This window comes from Nocardia sp. NPDC057663 (assembly GCF_042799895.1).
Classification (GTDB): domain Bacteria; phylum Actinomycetota; class Actinomycetes; order Mycobacteriales; family Mycobacteriaceae; genus Nocardia.
In genome coordinates this window covers 436542-452128 of the sequence record NZ_JBHVHX010000002.1, presented here as the reverse complement: position 1 = coordinate 452128, position 15587 = coordinate 436542, and the positions used below count along the sequence as shown (strand labels likewise).

Sequence of the window (15587 nt, the reverse complement as noted above, 5' to 3'; positions counted from 1 at the left end):
CGCCCTTGCTCACGGCTGATCGGGGCGACGCAGACGCATGAGGAACTGCTGGTGGTCGCGCACCTGGCTGGCGTCGGCCGCGGTCGGGCTGGCCTGCCAGGTGCCGTCGGGGCAGAGCACCCAGCAGCGGGTCATCGGGTCCAGCGCCGAATCGAACACCGTGGCGAGTTGTTCGATCAGCCGCGAATCCTTCACCTGCACCATGACCTCGACGCGGCGGTCGAGGTTGCGGTGCATCATGTCGGCGCTGCCGATCCAGGTCTGCTCCTGCGCGCCGAACTCGATCAATCGGGAGTGCTCGAGGAAGCGGCCCAGGATCGAGCGCACCTCGATGTTCTCGCTCAGCCCCGGCACACCGGGGCGCAGGCCGCAGATGCCGCGCACCACGATCTGCACCGGAACGCCCGCCTGGGACGCCCGGTAGAGCGCGTCGATGATCTGCTCGTCGACGATCGCGTTGGCCTTGATCCGGATCCGCGCGTCGAGTCCCTGCCCGGCCAGTTCGATCTCGCGGTCGATCCGCTCGATGATGCCTGCCCGCACGCCGAGCGGGGCGACCATCAGATTGCGGTAGTCCTCCTTGCGGGAGTAACCGGTCAGCGAATTGAACAGGTCGGTCAGGTCGGCGCCGATTTCCGGTGCGGCCGTGAACAATCCGACATCCTCGTACAGACGCGCGGTCTTCGGGTTGTAGTTGCCGGTGCCGATATGGCAGTAGCGGCGGATGGTCGAGCCCTCGCGGCGCACCACCAGGCAGGTCTTGCAGTGGGTCTTGAGACCGATGAGGCCGTAGACCACGTGCACGCCCGCCTGCTCCAGCGCGCGGGCCCATTTGATGTTGGCCTGCTCGTCGAAGCGGGCCTTGATCTCGACCAGCGCGACGACCTGCTTGCCCGCCTCGGCGGCCTCGATCAGCGCGTTGATGATGGGGGAGTCACCGGAGGTGCGGTACAGCGTCTGCTTGATCGCGAGCACCTGCGGGTCGGCCGCCGCCTGCTCGATGAAGCGCTGCACGCTGGTGGAGAACGAGTCGTAGGGGTGGTGCACCAGCACGTCGCCCTCGCGCAGCGCGGCGAAGACATTGCGCGGAGTCTCGCGCTCGCCGAAGGCCGCCGGGGTGGCCGGGACGTAGGGCGCGTCCTTGAGATCGGGACGGTCGACGCCGTAGACCTGCCAGAGGCAGGACAGGTCGAGCAGTCCTGGTACCTGGATGACGTCGGCGGGGTCGACCTCTAACTCACGTAGTAGCAACTCCAGCATGTGCTCGGTCATGTCGTCGGAGACCTCGAGCCGCACCGGCTTGCCGAAGCGGCGGCGGGCGAGTTCGCGTTCCATCGCCTGCAGCAGGTCTTCGTCGCGGTCCTCGTCGACCTCGAAGTCGGCGTTGCGGGTGATCCGGAACGAATGCGTCTCCACCACGGTCAGACCGGGGAACAGCAGATCCAGGTGCGCGGCGATGAGGTCTTCCATCGGCAGGAACGCCGCGATCGCCGACGGCGCCGCGGTGCGCCGGACGCGGACGAACCGGTCGACGTTGTCGGGCACCTTCACACGGGCGAAATGCTCGCCGCCGGTGCCCGCGTCCTTCACCGTCACGGCGAGGTTGAGGCTCAGGCCGGAGATGTACGGGAACGGGTGCGCCGGGTCGACGGCCAGCGGGGTTAGCACGGGAAACACCTGGTCGGTGAAGTAGCCCGAAAGGCGCTGCCGCTCATCGTCGTCGAGGTCGGCCCAGCCGATGATGTCGATGCCCTCGGTGGCCAGGGCCGGATCGACATCGTCGAGGAAGACATTGGCGTGGCGCTCGGCGAGTTCCTGGGCGCGCGCGGTGATCATCTCCAGCTGTTCCGACGGTGAGCGGCCGTCGGCGGAGCGGACCGACAATCCCGTCTCGGCGCGACGCTTGAGCCCGGCGACCCGGACCATGTAGAACTCGTCGAGGTTCGAGGCGAAAATCGCCAGGAACTTGGCGCGTTCGAGCAGCGGCAGGGAGGCGTCCTCGGCCAGGGCGAGAACCCGGGCGTTGAAGTCGAGCCAGCTCAGTTCGCGGTTGAGATAGCGATCCCGGGGCAATCGCTGCGAGGTCGCGTCACCGCCCGAGGCGATGGCGGCCGCAGGTGGCGGGGAAATCGGGGGCTGCTGCTTGATGGTTTCCGTGTCGCTCACGCATCAATCATCCCCCACATACCGGGCAGTTCGCAGCATGACACCGACCGGTTGGCCCGAGGTGAGCTGATGGCGGCGACCATCTAGCACACGGTGCGAACGGGATCACCGATCCTTGCGGGCAACCCGAATTCGCGGAGCGTGAGCGCGGTCTGCGCGCCGACTCCGAGCATGCGGACGGTATCGAGGTCGGCGGGGGTGTCGACGTCGCAGCGCAGGCCGGGCCAGTGCCCCATGAGGGGGTGTGCGCCGCCGTCGCGGTGGGCCCGGGCGGAGTCGGCGCCGAAGCGCGGTGCCAGGGCCGCCGTGGTGTCGCGGACCAGTAATGCCGCGGTGCCGGTGCCGGTGTGATCGATCACGACCGAGCGAATCCCGTCGGGCGCGACCGTGAGCAGATCGGCGAGTTCGGCCGGGCGCAGGGCCGGGAGGTCGGCCTGCAGCGCCAGCAGATGGGCCGGGCCGTGCCGGTCGCGCACCTCGGCGGCGCCCGCGGCCAGGGCGGTGTTGAGCGGATCGTCCGCGCCCGCAGGCTCGTCGAGCACGTGCGCGCCGAGCTCGCGGGCGCGCGCCGCGACGAGTGGATCGGGCGTGACGACGGTCAGCGACAGCACCTCGGGCACGGTGGTCGCGGCCACGACGGTGTCGGTGAACATGGCCAGCACGAGCTGCCCGCGCTGCTCGGGAGTCAGCACGTCGGCCAGCCTGCTCTTGGCCCGATCGATGTGCTTGACCGCCATCACGGCGTGCACGGTGTGCGGACGCATGTCGACAATCCTTACATGGCATATTGAGCTGATGACGAGGGCGGCGGTAATGGGTGCGGGGTCGTGGGGCACCGCGTTCGCGAAGGTGTTGGCAGAGGCGGGGACCGATGTCACGATCTGGGCACGACGAGCTGAGGTGGCGCGGGCGCTCGACACCGAGCACCGCAATCCGTTCTACCTGCCCGGCGTGCAGTTGCCGCCGGTGCGGGCCACCGACGACCACCTGGCCGCGCTCGACGGCGCCGACCTGGTCGTGCTCGCCGTGCCGTCGCAGTCGCTGCGCGCGAACCTGGACCGGTGGAAGGGCGATATCGACCCCGACGCCACCCTGCTCAGCCTCGCCAAGGGCATCGAGACCGGCACGCTGCTGCGGATGAGTCAGGTGATCGCGGAGGTGACCGGGGCCGAGCCGGGACGGATCGCGGTGCTGTCGGGGCCGAACCTGGCGGGTGAGATCGCGCAACGTCAGCCCGCGGCGACGGTGATCGCGTGCACCGACACCGAGCGCGCCGGGGTGGCGCAGCGGGCCTGCGCCACCGGGTACTTCCGGCCGTACACGAACACCGATGTGATCGGCTGCGAGATCGGTGGCGCGTGCAAGAACGTCATCGCGCTGGCCTGTGGCATCGCGTCGGGGATGGGGCTGGGCGACAACACCGTCGCCAGCCTGATCACCCGCGGGCTGGCCGAGGTCATCCGGCTCGGGGTCGCGCTCGGGGCGCAGCCGGTCACCCTGGCCGGGCTCGCCGGCGTCGGCGATCTCGTGGCTACCTGTACGTCGCCGCTGTCGCGTAACCGGTCCTTCGGCCATGTGCTCGGCGCGGGCGGGTCGATGCAGGCCGCGCAGGAAGCGACCAATGGGCAGGTCGCCGAAGGTGTGAAGTCGTGCACATCGGTGCGGGCGCTGGCCGCCGCGCATCAGGTGGAGATGCCGCTGACCGACGCGGTGCACCGGGTGTGTCACGAGGGGCTTTCGGTGCGCGAGGCGGTCGACAGTCTGCTCGGCAGGCGGATCAAACCCGAGTAGGGCGATAGCGCCGCGAAACGGTCAAACGGTTACGGTGACGTTCATGACGAACCGGATCAGGGTAGCCGTGGTTTTCGGCGGGCGCAGCAGCGAGCACGCCGTCTCGTGTGTGTCGGCGAGCAGCGTGCTGCGCAACCTCGATCCCGAGCGCTACGAGGTCGTGCCGATCGGCATCACCACCGATGGCGGCTGGGTGCTCGCCGAGGGCATCGGCGAACTCGCGCTCAGCCACGGTTCGCTGCCCGCGGTCGACGCGGCGGGCACCGCGCTCACCCTCGCCGCCGATCCGAGCCGCGCCGGTGCGCTGGTGGCGCTCGACGATCCCGCGGCCGCGCTGGGCCGGGTCGATGTGGTGTTCCCGATCCTGCACGGGCCGTTCGGTGAGGACGGGACCTTACAGGGCATGCTCGAGTTAGCCGGCGTCCCCTACGTGGGGGCGGGCGTGCTGGCCAGTGCCGCGGGCATGGACAAGGAGTTCACCAAGAAATTGCTGGCGGCCGAGGGGCTGCCCGTCGGCGTGCAGGTCGTGCTGCGGCCCGGCACCGCGACGCTGACCGAGGCGGAGCGGGCCCGGATCGGACTGCCCGCGTTCGTGAAGCCGGCGCGCGGTGGGTCCTCGATCGGCATCACCAAGATCACCGACTGGGCCGATCTCGACGCCGCGGTCGCCGCGGCGCGCGAGCACGATCCGAAGGTGATCGTCGAAGCGGGCATCGTCGGCCGTGAAGTCGAGTGCGGCGTGCTGGAATTCGCCGACGGCCAGGTGCGGGCCAGCGTCGTCTCCGAGATCCGGATGCCCGACGCCGATGCCGCCGCGCCCGAGTTCTACGACTTCGCCACCAAGTACCTCGACGACGTCTGCGAGTTCGATGTGCCCGCCAAGCTCGACGACGTGGTCGCCGATCAGATCCGGGAGCTGTCGGTGGCGGCGTTCCGCGCGCTGGATTGCCAGGGGCTGGCGCGCGTCGACTTCTTCGTCACCGCGGACGGACCGGTGATCAACGAGATCAACACCATGCCCGGGTTCACCCCGATCTCGCAGTACCCGCGGATGTGGGAAGCGACCGGGATCGACTACCCGGCACTGGTGTCGACGCTGATCGAAACAGCCGTGGCGCGCGGCACCGGCCTGCGCTGAGCTGTGTCTTCGGCGGCTGGCGCCGCGGCCGAAAACGTGGTGGTTGCGACTCGGGTCGCACGGTTCGGCGCCGCGATCTCCTGGCGCCGGTCGCCGAAACTACAATTCGCCCGGGTTCGGTTGGCGGGCAGGCAGATTCGCGGTGATGACGTCGGACACCGTGGTGATCGCGCCCGTTCCTGAGCCGTCGGGGACGGTCAGGGCGATGTAGGTTTCGCGGTCGACGGCGAACCAGGTGCCGACCTTGCCGACCTCGTCGCGGACCTGGAACCACTGCACGCCGTTGATCTCGGTCAGCGTGGACGCGCGGTTGAATTCCAGCGGCCGGTCCAGGCCGCAGCGCAGGACGATCGGTTCGCCGCCGTCGGGGTGCTGCCAGGCGCGAGTGGCCGGCGGAGCCGGTTCGACCAGGGTGGACTTGGTGTAGTCGCCGAGGTCGGCGGGCAGGGCGGGGAGCAGGGCCTGGCAGGCGGGGCCGTCGGCGGCGGGGGCGGGGACCGGGCCGAGGGCGAGGGGTTCGCGTTCGACGGGGGCGCGCAGGGCGATGAAGGCGGCTGCGAGGACGCCGACGATCAGGACGATCGGCAGGGCGACCGCGGTGGCGATCAGCGCGGGGGAGTAGGGCGCCGACGCCTCGTCGTCTGCATCCGCATCCTGCTTCGCATCGACCTCGTAGTCGGCCTCCTGCTTCGCGTCGGAGTCGGCGTCCGGCTTTGCGTCGGTGTCTGCGTTCGCATCGGCGTCCGGCTTCGCGTCGCTGTCGGCGGCGGAACCGGTGTCGGTCGATGCGGCGCGCGCGTCCGCCGCCGAATCGGCATCCGAGCCGGTCGTCGGCTCGTCCGTCGAGGACTCGGCCGGGGTGTCAGGAGCGTCTCCGGCCGGTGACGTGTCGTCCCGATCGTCCGTGCCTGTCGAGTCCGACGAATCCGCCGCCATAACGTCGGTGTCCTTTCCGTTGTGTCCGATCGCCTCCGAAAGGGTACCGTCGGGTCGATTTCGTCGGTCGTCAGCACAGTGGGAAGGGGCCGGTCATCAGCGAGGACAGCCGTCCGCAGACGGTGCGTGAGCTGGGCGAGTTCGCCTTGATCGAGCGGATCAACGCGGGCCGGGAGCAGGCCGCGCACGTCCTGCTCGGACCCGGTGACGACGCCGCGCTGGTCGCCGCGCCCGACGGCCGGTTCGTGGTGAGCACCGACATGCTCGTCGAAGGCAGGCACTTCCGGCTCGACTGGTCGGCACCCGAGGACATCGGCCGCAAGGCCATCGCCCAGAACGCCGCCGACATCGTGGCCATGGGTGCGCGCCCGACGGCGTTCGTGGTCGCGCTCGGCTGCCCGGCCGACACCCCGGTGTCGGTGGTGGAGGGTATCGCCGACGGCATGTGGGCCGAGGCGGGGCGCGCGGGCGGATCGATCGCCGGCGGCGATCTGGTGCTCAGCGAGCAACTGGTCGTCTCGGTGACCGCGTTCGGTGATCTGGGCGGGCAGGCGGCGATCACCCGCGCGGGTGCCGAGGCAGGCGACATCGTCGCGGTCGCAGGCGAACTCGGCTGGTCCGGCGCGGGGCTGGCCGTATTGTCCGGTGGCGCAGACTCTTCCGATCCGGCCTTCGCGCATGCTCTTGCGGCACATCGGGTTCCGCAGCCGCCGTACGCGGCTGTGCTGGACGTGGCCGGTGCCTCGATCCCGCACGCGCTCACCGACGTTTCCGACGGTCTGCTCGCCGACCTCGGTCATCTCGCCGAAGCCTCGGGGGTCGCCGTCGACGTGCACAGCGCGGCGCTGGCCGATCCCGAACTGACCGCGGTCGCACACCTGCTCGATGTCGATGCGGCGCAATGGATCCTGGCGGGTGGCGAGGACCACGCCTTCGCCGGAACCTGGCCCGCGGGTGCGGCGCTGCCACCCGGCTGGCGGCCGATCGGGGTTGTTTCCGCAGGCAGCGGCGTCACCGTGGACGGTGCGCGGCCCACCGGCGGCACCGGCTGGGAATCGTTCCGTGGGGCGGACGCCACACCCACCGGCCGGAAACGATAGGTTGTGCGGTCATGGGTGCCAAACCACTGTCGGACATCATCGATCCGGGCTGGGCCCGGGCACTGGAACCGGTCGCAGACCGGATCAGCGAGATGGGCGAATTCCTGCGCGCGGAGAACGCCGCGGGTCGCGGCTATCTACCGGCCGGGGAGAACGTGCTCCGCGCGTTCCGGCGCCCGTTCGACGCGGTGCGCGTGCTGATCGTCGGCCAGGATCCCTACCCGACGCCGGGCCACGCCATGGGCCTGAGTTTCTCTGTCGCGCCCGATGTTTCGCCGGTGCCGCGCAGCCTGTCCAACATCTTCGCCGAGTACAGCAAGGACCTCGGCTTCGATACGCCGAGCTGCGGTGACCTGAGCCCGTGGTCGGATCAGGGTGTGCTGCTGCTGAACCGGGTGCTCACCGTCACCCCCGGCACCCCGGCCTCGCATCGCGGCAAAGGCTGGGAAGCGGTCACCGAGCAGGCGATCCGGGCGCTGGTCGCCCGGGACGAACCGCTGGTCGCCGTGCTGTGGGGCCGCGACGCGGGCTCGCTCAAACCCACTCTCACCGACGCCGAGATCCCCTACCTCGAATCGGCGCACCCCTCACCGCTGTCGGCTTCTCGTGGATTCTTCGGTTCGCGACCCTTCTCCCGGGTCAACGAACTGCTCGACGAACTCGGCGCCGAACCAGTCGATTGGCGGCTGCCCTGACCCGGGGCGTCGCCCGCACCAGAAGAAAATGATGAAGGAGCACAACCGAATGCACATCACGACCGTTCGCGCTGCCGTCGCGACCGCCGCCGTCGCCGCCGCCCTCACCGCGGGCGCCGCCTCGGCCAACGCGGCCGGGCTGGCACTCGAGCCCTACGACGAGCAGGCCGCGCCGGTGGCCACCAGCCAGATCGGTGAGGAATGGACCTCCACCGGCACCTCCACCATCTCCGCGGGCGTGAACGCGAAGGTGACCTGCCTGCTGCAGAACACCTTCAGCGCCCTCGGCGCAGCCTGCTGAGGCTGATTCAGTTCAGCCCGAGGTAATCGGGCTTGCGCTTGGCAACGAAGGCGTCGACGCCTTCGCGGCCGGTGCTGTTGTTCGCGGCGGCGGAGATGCTGTCGCGTTCGGCGTCGAGCTGCTGGTCCAGGGTCGCCATGGGCGATTGGGCCAGCAGCTTTTTCATGGCCGAGTAGGTGGCGCGGGGGCCGGAGACGAAGTTCTGGGCGACGCGCAGGGCCTCGGCACGGACCTCGTCGTCGGCGACGGTGCGGCTCAGGATGCCGAGGCGCACGGCCTCCTCGGCGCCGATCACGGCGTCGGTGAGCAGGATTTCCCTGGCGCGGCTCGCACCGACGATGCGGGGCAGCAGCCAGGACATGCCGCCGTCGGGGCTCAGTCCGATGCCCGGGTAGGCGGGGCGCAGCTTGGTCGACGGGCCACCGATCGCGATGTCGGCGGCGCACACGAGGCTCATGCCCGCGCCTGCGGCCCAGCCGTGCACCGAGGCGACGACCGGGACGGGGGTCGCGGCCAGGGCGCGCACGAAGTCGTGCAGTTCGGTGGCCAGCTGGTGGAGGTAGGCGCCGCGGTCGTCGGCACCGGCGAAGTGGTGGACGTTGCCGCCCGCGCAGAAATTGGCGCCGGCGCCGGTCAGCAGCACGGCGCCGACTTCGGAATCGAGCGAGCGCAGGGCTTCGGTGCCCGCGTTGATCAGGTCGAAATTCATCGAGGTGCCCGCCGCGGCGGTGGCGATCGTCAGCTGCAGCACGCCGTCGACGAGGGTGACGGCGGTGACCGGTTCGGTGGTACTCATGGCGTCACCCTAGCGAGGGCCGCGCCGCCACAATTGTTCGGGCAGCAGGGTGAACGGGTCGACCCGGCGGACTCCGGTGTCGGCGAAGCCGTGCCTGCGGTAGAAGGCGTGCGCGCGCGGATAGTCGCCGAAGACCCACAGCGTGCACGGTGAACCCGGCGCGGCGGCGTCGATCAGGGCGTCGGCGACGCCGGTGCCGTGCCAGGCGGCGCGGACGTAGAGCGCTTCCAGTTCGGTGTCGGTCGCGGCGGCGAAACCGATCAGCCGGTCACCGGCCAGCGCGACCGGCAGCCGGTGGGTTCCGTCGGTTCGGCGGCGTTCCCAGGTGGCGGCAGAGCGTTCGAGGTCGAATCCGGCGAGCACATGCCCGGGGACGAGTGCGTCGTAGGCTTCGCGCCAGCTCGCGATGTGGCAGGCGGCGAGTGCGGTGACGCGCTCGGCGGTCAGTGCCTCGATCCGCCAGTCAGGCACCTCGGCCCCCCTCGACGACAAAGCCCCGGATCACCCACGAGGGGTGCCGGGGCATTGTCGGCAGAATGTACGGGCTGAGAATCAGCCGCGGACGACCTTGCCCGCCTTCAGGCAGGAGGTGCACACGTTCATCCGGCGGGTGTTGCCAGGGGCAACCTGCGCACGCACGGTCTGGATGTTCGGGTTCCAGCGACGGTTGGTGCGCCGGTGCGAGTGCGAGACCGACTTCCCGAAACCGGGGCCCTTGGCGCAGACGTCGCAAACGGCAGCCATGTCGCGAGCTCCTTCATGTCATAAGCGGACAGCGGCGCACGTATGCCCGCTGAACCGGAAACTGATGTCGTCAAATGCCTTGCCGACTCGCGTCGGCCAGCGCAGACCGGATGGGCCGCACGAGGCAACCCTGCAAGGGTAGCTGGCCGGGCCGTGATCTTCCAAACCGGGTGTCCCGGTCGACACGCCGGGCACGGCCCGGATGCCGGGCCCGTCCGTGGTCAGCATACCGCTGTCGGCCGCTGCCGCTAACCTGGCGTGCGGTGCTCGGCGCGCGGGCACGCAGAACCGGGAGCGAGGTGGCGGTGTCGCACGTGCGGGAGGCGCTGGACGGCGCCGATCTTTTGGCCTGGGCCCGAACCTGCCGCACCGACCTGGAGCTACGCCGCGCCGAGATCGACGCGCTCAATGTGTTCCCCATCGCCGACTCCGACACCGGAACCAACCTGCTCGCCACGGTGCGGGCGGCGGTCGCCACCGCTGAGCGGGCGGTGCCAGGGCCGACGGGCAGTGGGGATCGGCTCGGCACCGATCCCGCTACCGCAGACGCCGGCGCGCTCGTGGCCACCGACCCGTCCGCAGGAGTCGACCTGGCCGCGGGCGATAGCCCGTCCGCACGTCTCGTCGCGCAGGCGCTCGCGCGCGGAGCGACGATCGGTGCTCGGGGGAACTCGGGGATCATCCTGTCGCAGGTGCTGCGCGGCATCGCCGAGGCGGTCGTCGACGGCCCGCTGACCGGTGAACGGTTGCGAACGGCGTTGCATCGGGCTGCGGTGCTCGTGCGCACGGGACTGAGTGCCCCGGTCGAAGGCACGATCCTGACTGTCCTCGACCGCGCCGCGGTCGCCGCCGCCGAATCGGCGGACCCTTCGCTCCCCACCGTTGCCCGGTCGGCCGCCGACGGTGCCGCGCGTGCGCTGAACGAGACGCCCGCGCAGCTGGGCGTCCTGCGCGCGGCCGGAGTGGTCGACGCCGGCGCCCGGGGACTGCTGGTGCTGCTCGACTGTCTCGTGGCCCAGATCTGCGGCGAGGCCCCCGCCCGGCACAGCTATACCCGCGATCACGAGGACGACGGTCCGCCGCGCAGAAGTGGTGACGAACGCGCCGACGGTGACCGCAGCGGCGATGTCGACCACCGCGATCAATCCTCCGACCCCCACTTCGAGGTCATGTACGTGATCGCGGAGGCCGACCAGACGGCCGCGGGCACCTTGCGCGACCGCCTCGCGGTCCTCGGCGATTCGGTGGTCGTGGTCGGCGACGGTGACCACACCTGGTCGGCGCACGTGCATTGCCGCGACGCGGGCGCGGCGATCGAAGCCGGACTCGCGATCGGCACCGTCACCGGCATCCGCATCGAGAGTTTCGCGGTGACCGCGCCCCACGGGGCGAGCCACGAGGACCACCGGGACCGCGCCGTTGCCGTGCCGCACGGCAACGGCCACCAGCATCTCGCGGTACCGGCCCAGCGGCCCGACGGTCTCGCGGACCGCGGCATCCTCGCCGTGGCGTCCGGCGCGGCGGCCGCGCGCCTGTTCGAAGACGCGGGCGCGGTGGTGCTGCGCGGCGACCGGCAGCTCGACACCACCGCCCTGCTTACCGCGATCCGCGCGATGCCGCACCGGGAAGTCCTGGTCCTGCCCAACGGCGCGCTGCCCGCGCAGGAACTCGTTGCCGCCGGTGTGGCCGCCCGTGACGGGTCACGTGACGTCCTGCTGCTGCCGAGTGCATCGATGGTGCAGGGCCTGGCCGCGCTGGCGGTCCACGATCGCGGGCGGATCGCGGTCGACGACGCGTTCGCGATGTCGGAGGCCGCCGCGACCACGCGATGGGGCGCACTGCGGGCGGCCCGGGTGCGCGCATTGACCATGGTCGGAATGTGTTCGCCCGGTGACGGACTCGGCCTCGTCGGCCACGATGTGGTGGTGATCGACCCCGATGTGGTGGGCGCCGGCCGCATCCTGCTGGACCGGATGCTCGGTCTCGGTGGCGAATTGGTGACACTGCTGATGGGCGCCGACGCGGGCCCCGAGCTGGGCCCGGTCCTGGCCGATCACGTGACGGCCGGTTTCCCCGGTGTCGAGGTCGTGGTGTATTCCGGTGGGCAGCAAGCGGATCTGGTGCAGATAGGGGTCGAGTGATGGCGACGTTGAGTGACCGGCTCGACCACGTGCTGGGCGTGAAGGCGGCCGACCGGCTGACCGAGGCGTTCGACATGACCACGGTCGAGGACCTGCTGCGCCACTACCCGGCGCGCTACGCCACCCAGGGACAGCCGCTCACCGAGGAGGAGCCGGAGGAGAGCGCGCACATCACCGTCATCGGCCGGATCACCAAAACCGAACTGCGCCCGATGAAGAACCGGCGCGGCTCGCTGCTGAAGGTGCAGCTCGACACCGGCGCCGCGCGGCCGATCGAGGCCACCTTCTTCAATGGCGACAAGGTGCGCTACCTGGTGAAAGAGGGTGTGCGGGCGATGATGTCGGGCACCGTGCACTGGTGGCGCCCCGACCGCTGGAACCTCTCGCACCCGGACTATCTGATCCTGCCCGACAAGGCCGAGGCGGGGGTCGAAGATCTCACCTCCGTGCGCGGCAGCGGTGCGCTGCGCGGTCTGGCGCAGAGCGCGAAAGGCGCCGGGGGAGTGGACGCGGCGTTCTTCGAGCGCGAGTTCGTCCCGGTCTATCCGGCGACGGCGAAGGTACAGAGCTGGGACCTGCTGGCCTGCATCCGCCAGGTGCTCGACCAGCTCGACCCGATCGAGGACCCGCTGCCCGCCGACCTGCGCGAGGAACGCAACCTCCTCGAGGTCTCCGGCGCGCTGCGCCTGATCCACCTGCCCGAGCACAAGCTCGACATCGAGAAGGCAAGGGACCGGCTGCGTTTCGACGAGGCCCTGGCGCTGCAACTGGTGCTGGCCGAGCGCAGGCACGAGGTCGAGGGCCGCACCGCCCCCGCCTGCCCGCCGAGCACCGGCGGCATCGCCGCCGCCTTCGACGATCGGCTGCCGTTCGAACTGACTGAGGGTCAGCAGCAGGTGATCGACGAGATCGCCGCCGACCTGTCGCGCACCCGCCCGATGCATCGCCTGCTGCAGGGCGAGGTGGGTTCGGGCAAGACGATCGTCGCGCTGCACGCGATGCTGCAGGTGGTCGACTCCGGTCGGCAGTGCGCGCTGCTCGCGCCGACCGAAGTTCTTGCCGCCCAGCATTATCGGTCGTTGCGGGCGATGCTCGGCGACCTGGGAACCGCCGGGGAGCTCGGCGCGGCCGAGCAGTCGACGAAAGTGGTGCTGCTGACCGGATCGATGACGGCGGCGGCGAAGAAAACAGCGCTGCTGGACGCGATGACCGGCGAGGCGGGCATCGTCATCGGTACCCACGCGCTCATCCAGGACGCGGTCGAGTTCTTCGACCTCGGCCTGGTGGTGGTCGACGAACAGCACCGCTTCGGCGTCGAGCAGCGAGATGCGTTGCGGGCCAAGGCGAAAGGCGGCATCAGCCCGCATCTGCTCGTCATGACCGCGACTCCCATTCCACGCACCATCGCGATGACCACCCTCGGCGACCTGGAGACCTCCACGCTCACCCAGCTGCCGCGGGGCCGCTCGCCGATCGTGTCGAAAGTCGTTCCGCGCAAACTGCATCCGGGCTGGGTGGACCGGGCCTGGGAACGCATTCTCGAGGAAGTCGGCGCGGGCAGGCAGGCGTACGTGGTGTGCTCGCGCATCGGCGAGGACCCCGAGGCCCCGCCTGCCAAGGGCAAGAAATCGGCGCAGGAGAAGGAAGGCCCGACCACCCAGGCGGCGGTCGACATGTTCGAGACGCTGAGCGCGGGACCGCTGGCCGGAGTCCGGGTCGGCCTGCTGCACGGCCGGCTGCCCGCCGACGAGAAGGACCAGGTGATGCGTCAGTTCAACGACGGCGCCATCGATGTCCTGGTCTGCACCACGGTCGTCGAGGTCGGTGTCGACGTGCCGAACGCGACGGTGATGGTGATCGTCGACGCCGACCGGTTCGGCGTCAGTCAGCTGCACCAGCTGCGCGGCCGGATCGGCCGTGGCAAACATCCCGGCCTGTGTCTGCTCGTCACCGATGCCGCGCCCGGCGGGACGGCGATGGCACGGCTCGAGGCGGTGGCCGCGACCACCGACGGCTTCGAACTCTCGGTGCTCGATCTGCGCCAGCGACGCGAGGGTGACGTGCTGGGCGCGGCCCAGTCCGGTACCGCTCGCTCGCTGCGCCTGCTGTCGCTGCTCGACGATCTCGAGGTGATCACCGCCGCCCAGGAGCTGGCCAGGCAGGTCGTCGCCGACGACCCCGGCCTGGTGAAGCATCCCGGTCTGGCGGGCATGATGGACGCCGCCGTCGACGGCGAACGCATCGAGTACCTCGCGAAGTCCTGACGCTCAGCGCGGCAGGCGCGGATACGGCAGATCGGTGCTGGTGTGCTCGGCCACCGCCAGCGGCCTCCCGATCTGCGGGAACGCGCGCTGCGGGCACGAGGGCCGCTCGCACACCTTGCAGCCGGCCCCGATCGGGACCGCCACCTGCGGGTCGTCGAGCTGCATGCCCTGGGAGTACACCAGCCGGTCGGCGTATTCGATATCGCAGCCGAGGCCGATGACGAAGTTCTTCGACGCCGCCCCGAACCCCTGGGCGCTGGCCGGCGTGGTGCGGGCGATCCACAGATAGCGGCGCCCGTCGGGCATCTCCGCGATCTGGGTGAGGATCCGGCCCGGATGCGCGAACGCCTCGTGGGTGACCCACAGCGGGCAGCTGCCGCCGACCCGGGAGAAATGGAACGCGGTGGCGGACTGGCGCTTCGAGATATTGCCCGCCCGGTCCGTGCGGACCAGGAAGAACGGGACACCGCGCTGACCCTGCCGTTGCAGGGTGCTGAGCCGGTGGCAGACCGTTTCGAAACCGACCTCGAACCGTAGGCCGAGCAGATCGGCGTCGTAGCGCAGTTCCTCGGCCGAGCGCAGGAAGCGCCCGTAGGGCAGGATCAGCGCGCCCGCGAAATAGTTGGCCAGCCCGACCCTGGCCAGGGTGCGGGATTCGCCGGTGAGCGCCCTGGACTCGGCGAGCACATTGTCGATCTCGCGACCGTAGAGCAGCAGGCCGAGGGTGCCGGCGATCTGGAAGGCACGCTGGCCGGGACGCAGCCGCCTGGCCAGGGTGAGCGTGCGGGTATCGGGGTCGTAATGCCGTTTCGGGATGGTCGGGTCGGCGCCGTCGCCGCGGACCAGCACGGTGACGCCGGCGCGTTCCTCGGCGATCCTGGCCAGCTGGCGATCCAGCGAGCCGATGCTCAACCCGGATTCCTCGAACAGCTGCTCGGCCGCGTGATCGAGGGTGGAGATGTGGTTGCGGTGGTCGTAGAAGAAGTCCCGCACGTCTTCGTACGGCATCGGGGTGCCCGGCGCGCCGCTGGGCGTGTCGACCCGGGACGACAGCAGATCGAGCTGATCGGTGGCCGCGCGCAACCGCCGGTGCATCGCGATGACGATCCGCGCCACTTCGGGCAGCCGGGTCGCGAGTTCCTCGACCTCGGTGATCGGCGCGGTATCGCCGCCCCCCGCGGCTTCGACCAGCACCTCGTGCAGGTCCGAGACCAGCCGGGCGTCGGAATCGGCGGCGAAGAACTGTACATCCAGATCGAAGGTCGAGTTCAGTTTGAGCAGAACGGGAATGGTGAGCGGGCGCTGGTCGCGCTCGAGCTGATTGAGATAGCTGGGCGAGAGATCCAGCGATTTCGCGAGCGCCGCCTGAGTCATCCGTCGTTCTTCACGTAGCCGTCGTAGCCTGGCCCCCGCGTACATCTTCCGCACGCCGAGATCCTAACTCTCCGGGTTCGCAATGTTCGCTCGAAACGGCGTTTGTCCGGGGAGAAGTCCAGTCCTGCAAGGGAATTTATC

14 protein-coding genes are annotated in these 15587 nt (G+C 70.2%); 7 read left to right on the top strand and 7 right to left on the bottom strand.

The genetic code is table 11. From position 1 onward, the window contains the following. Window positions 1–9 precede the first annotated feature (9 nt). Both ACFVAV_RS06755 and cofC read right to left on the bottom strand, forming a co-directional pair. Window positions 10–2166 carry an RNA degradosome polyphosphate kinase gene (locus ACFVAV_RS06755; protein WP_379031091.1) on the bottom strand — a complete coding sequence of 719 codons (2157 nt, stop codon included), beginning with the start codon at window positions 2164–2166 and terminating at the stop codon, window positions 10–12. Between the two features lie 83 nt (window positions 2167–2249). Next, on the bottom strand, window positions 2250–2930 hold the full coding sequence (cofC, locus tag ACFVAV_RS06750; protein WP_379031088.1) for a 2-phospho-L-lactate guanylyltransferase: 681 nt from the start codon (window positions 2928–2930) through the stop codon (window positions 2250–2252). A gap of 31 nt (window positions 2931–2961) precedes the next feature. On the opposite strand from cofC, the gene ACFVAV_RS06745 reads away from it, so the two are divergent. Both ACFVAV_RS06745 and ACFVAV_RS06740 read left to right on the top strand, forming a co-directional pair. Next, window positions 2962–3957 carry an NAD(P)H-dependent glycerol-3-phosphate dehydrogenase gene (locus tag ACFVAV_RS06745; RefSeq protein ID WP_379031086.1) on the top strand — a complete coding sequence of 332 codons (996 nt, stop codon included), beginning with the start codon at window positions 2962–2964 and terminating at the stop codon, window positions 3955–3957. A 43-nt stretch (window positions 3958–4000) separates the two neighbouring features. Next, window positions 4001–5095, top strand: a complete 1095-nt coding sequence (locus ACFVAV_RS06740) for a D-alanine--D-alanine ligase family protein (protein ID WP_379031082.1) — start codon at window positions 4001–4003, stop codon at window positions 5093–5095. Between the two features lie 99 nt (window positions 5096–5194). Here ACFVAV_RS06740 and ACFVAV_RS06735 read toward each other — a convergent pair whose 3' ends face one another. Then, window positions 5195–6031 (bottom strand): DUF3515 family protein, encoded by an 837-nt coding sequence (locus ACFVAV_RS06735; RefSeq protein ID WP_379031079.1) that lies wholly within the window; start codon window positions 6029–6031, stop codon window positions 5195–5197. Between the two features lie 95 nt (window positions 6032–6126). On the opposite strand from ACFVAV_RS06735, the gene ACFVAV_RS06730 reads away from it, so the two are divergent. Genes ACFVAV_RS06730 through ACFVAV_RS06720 form a run of 3 tightly spaced genes read left to right on the top strand, consistent with a single transcriptional unit; the run spans window position 6127 to window position 8127 of the window. Further along, window positions 6127–7131 carry a thiamine-phosphate kinase gene (locus ACFVAV_RS06730; RefSeq protein WP_379031816.1) on the top strand — a complete coding sequence of 335 codons (1005 nt, stop codon included), beginning with the start codon at window positions 6127–6129 and terminating at the stop codon, window positions 7129–7131. Window positions 7132–7142: 11 nt separating this feature from the next. Next, entirely contained in the window at window positions 7143–7826 is a 684-nt protein-coding gene (locus tag ACFVAV_RS06725) for a uracil-DNA glycosylase (protein WP_379031076.1), read from the top strand. Window positions 7827–7875: 49 nt separating this feature from the next. Next, entirely contained in the window at window positions 7876–8127 is a 252-nt protein-coding gene (locus ACFVAV_RS06720) for a hypothetical protein (RefSeq protein WP_378849454.1), read from the top strand. A gap of 7 nt (window positions 8128–8134) precedes the next feature. Here ACFVAV_RS06720 and ACFVAV_RS06715 read toward each other — a convergent pair whose 3' ends face one another. The 3 genes from ACFVAV_RS06715 to rpmB form a co-directional block, all read right to left on the bottom strand. Then, window positions 8135–8923 carry an enoyl-CoA hydratase/isomerase family protein gene (locus ACFVAV_RS06715; protein ID WP_379031073.1) on the bottom strand — a complete coding sequence of 263 codons (789 nt, stop codon included), beginning with the start codon at window positions 8921–8923 and terminating at the stop codon, window positions 8135–8137. Window positions 8924–8932: 9 nt separating this feature from the next. Next, complete coding sequence (locus tag ACFVAV_RS06710) at window positions 8933–9394, bottom strand: GNAT family N-acetyltransferase (RefSeq protein ID WP_379031070.1); 462 nt, start codon at window positions 9392–9394, stop codon at window positions 8933–8935. Window positions 9395–9475: 81 nt separating this feature from the next. After that, window positions 9476–9667 carry a 50S ribosomal protein L28 gene (rpmB, locus tag ACFVAV_RS06705; RefSeq protein ID WP_011210730.1) on the bottom strand — a complete coding sequence of 64 codons (192 nt, stop codon included), beginning with the start codon at window positions 9665–9667 and terminating at the stop codon, window positions 9476–9478. A gap of 305 nt (window positions 9668–9972) precedes the next feature. Between rpmB and ACFVAV_RS06700 the strand changes: the two genes are divergently transcribed. Together ACFVAV_RS06700 and recG are read left to right on the top strand one after the other, a co-directional pair. After that, a complete protein-coding gene (locus ACFVAV_RS06700; RefSeq protein ID WP_379031067.1) occupies window positions 9973–11808 on the top strand; it encodes a DAK2 domain-containing protein in 1836 nt (611 codons plus the stop codon). Next, window positions 11808–14072 (top strand): ATP-dependent DNA helicase RecG, encoded by a 2265-nt coding sequence (gene recG, locus ACFVAV_RS06695; protein ID WP_379031065.1) that lies wholly within the window; start codon window positions 11808–11810, stop codon window positions 14070–14072. Before ACFVAV_RS06700 ends, recG begins: the two co-directional genes overlap by 1 nt. A gap of 3 nt (window positions 14073–14075) precedes the next feature. Here recG and ACFVAV_RS06690 read toward each other — a convergent pair whose 3' ends face one another. Then, on the bottom strand, window positions 14076–15500 hold the full coding sequence (locus ACFVAV_RS06690; RefSeq protein ID WP_379031062.1) for a short-chain fatty acyl-CoA regulator family protein: 1425 nt from the start codon (window positions 15498–15500) through the stop codon (window positions 14076–14078). Between the last annotated feature and the right edge of the window lie 87 nt (window positions 15501–15587).

Bases quoted from the DNA above. Each gene is read 5' to 3' on its own strand.
- cofC (WP_379031088.1), bottom strand. From the start codon at position 2,930: ATGCGTCCGCACACCGTGCACGCCGTGATGGCGGTCAAGCACATCGAT.
- ACFVAV_RS06745 (WP_379031086.1), top strand. From the start codon at position 2,962: ATGACGAGGGCGGCGGTAATGGGTGCGGGGTCGTGGGGCACCGCGTTC.
- ACFVAV_RS06740 (WP_379031082.1), top strand. From the start codon at position 4,001: ATGACGAACCGGATCAGGGTAGCCGTGGTTTTCGGCGGGCGCAGCAGC.
- ACFVAV_RS06735 (WP_379031079.1), bottom strand. From the start codon at position 6,031: ATGGCGGCGGATTCGTCGGACTCGACAGGCACGGACGATCGGGACGAC.
- ACFVAV_RS06725 (WP_379031076.1), top strand. From the start codon at position 7,143: ATGGGTGCCAAACCACTGTCGGACATCATCGATCCGGGCTGGGCCCGG.
- ACFVAV_RS06720 (WP_378849454.1), top strand. From the start codon at position 7,876: ATGCACATCACGACCGTTCGCGCTGCCGTCGCGACCGCCGCCGTCGCC.
- ACFVAV_RS06715 (WP_379031073.1), bottom strand. From the start codon at position 8,923: ATGAGTACCACCGAACCGGTCACCGCCGTCACCCTCGTCGACGGCGTG.
- rpmB (WP_011210730.1), bottom strand. From the start codon at position 9,667: ATGGCTGCCGTTTGCGACGTCTGCGCCAAGGGCCCCGGTTTCGGGAAG.
- recG (WP_379031065.1), top strand. From the start codon at position 11,808: ATGGCGACGTTGAGTGACCGGCTCGACCACGTGCTGGGCGTGAAGGCG.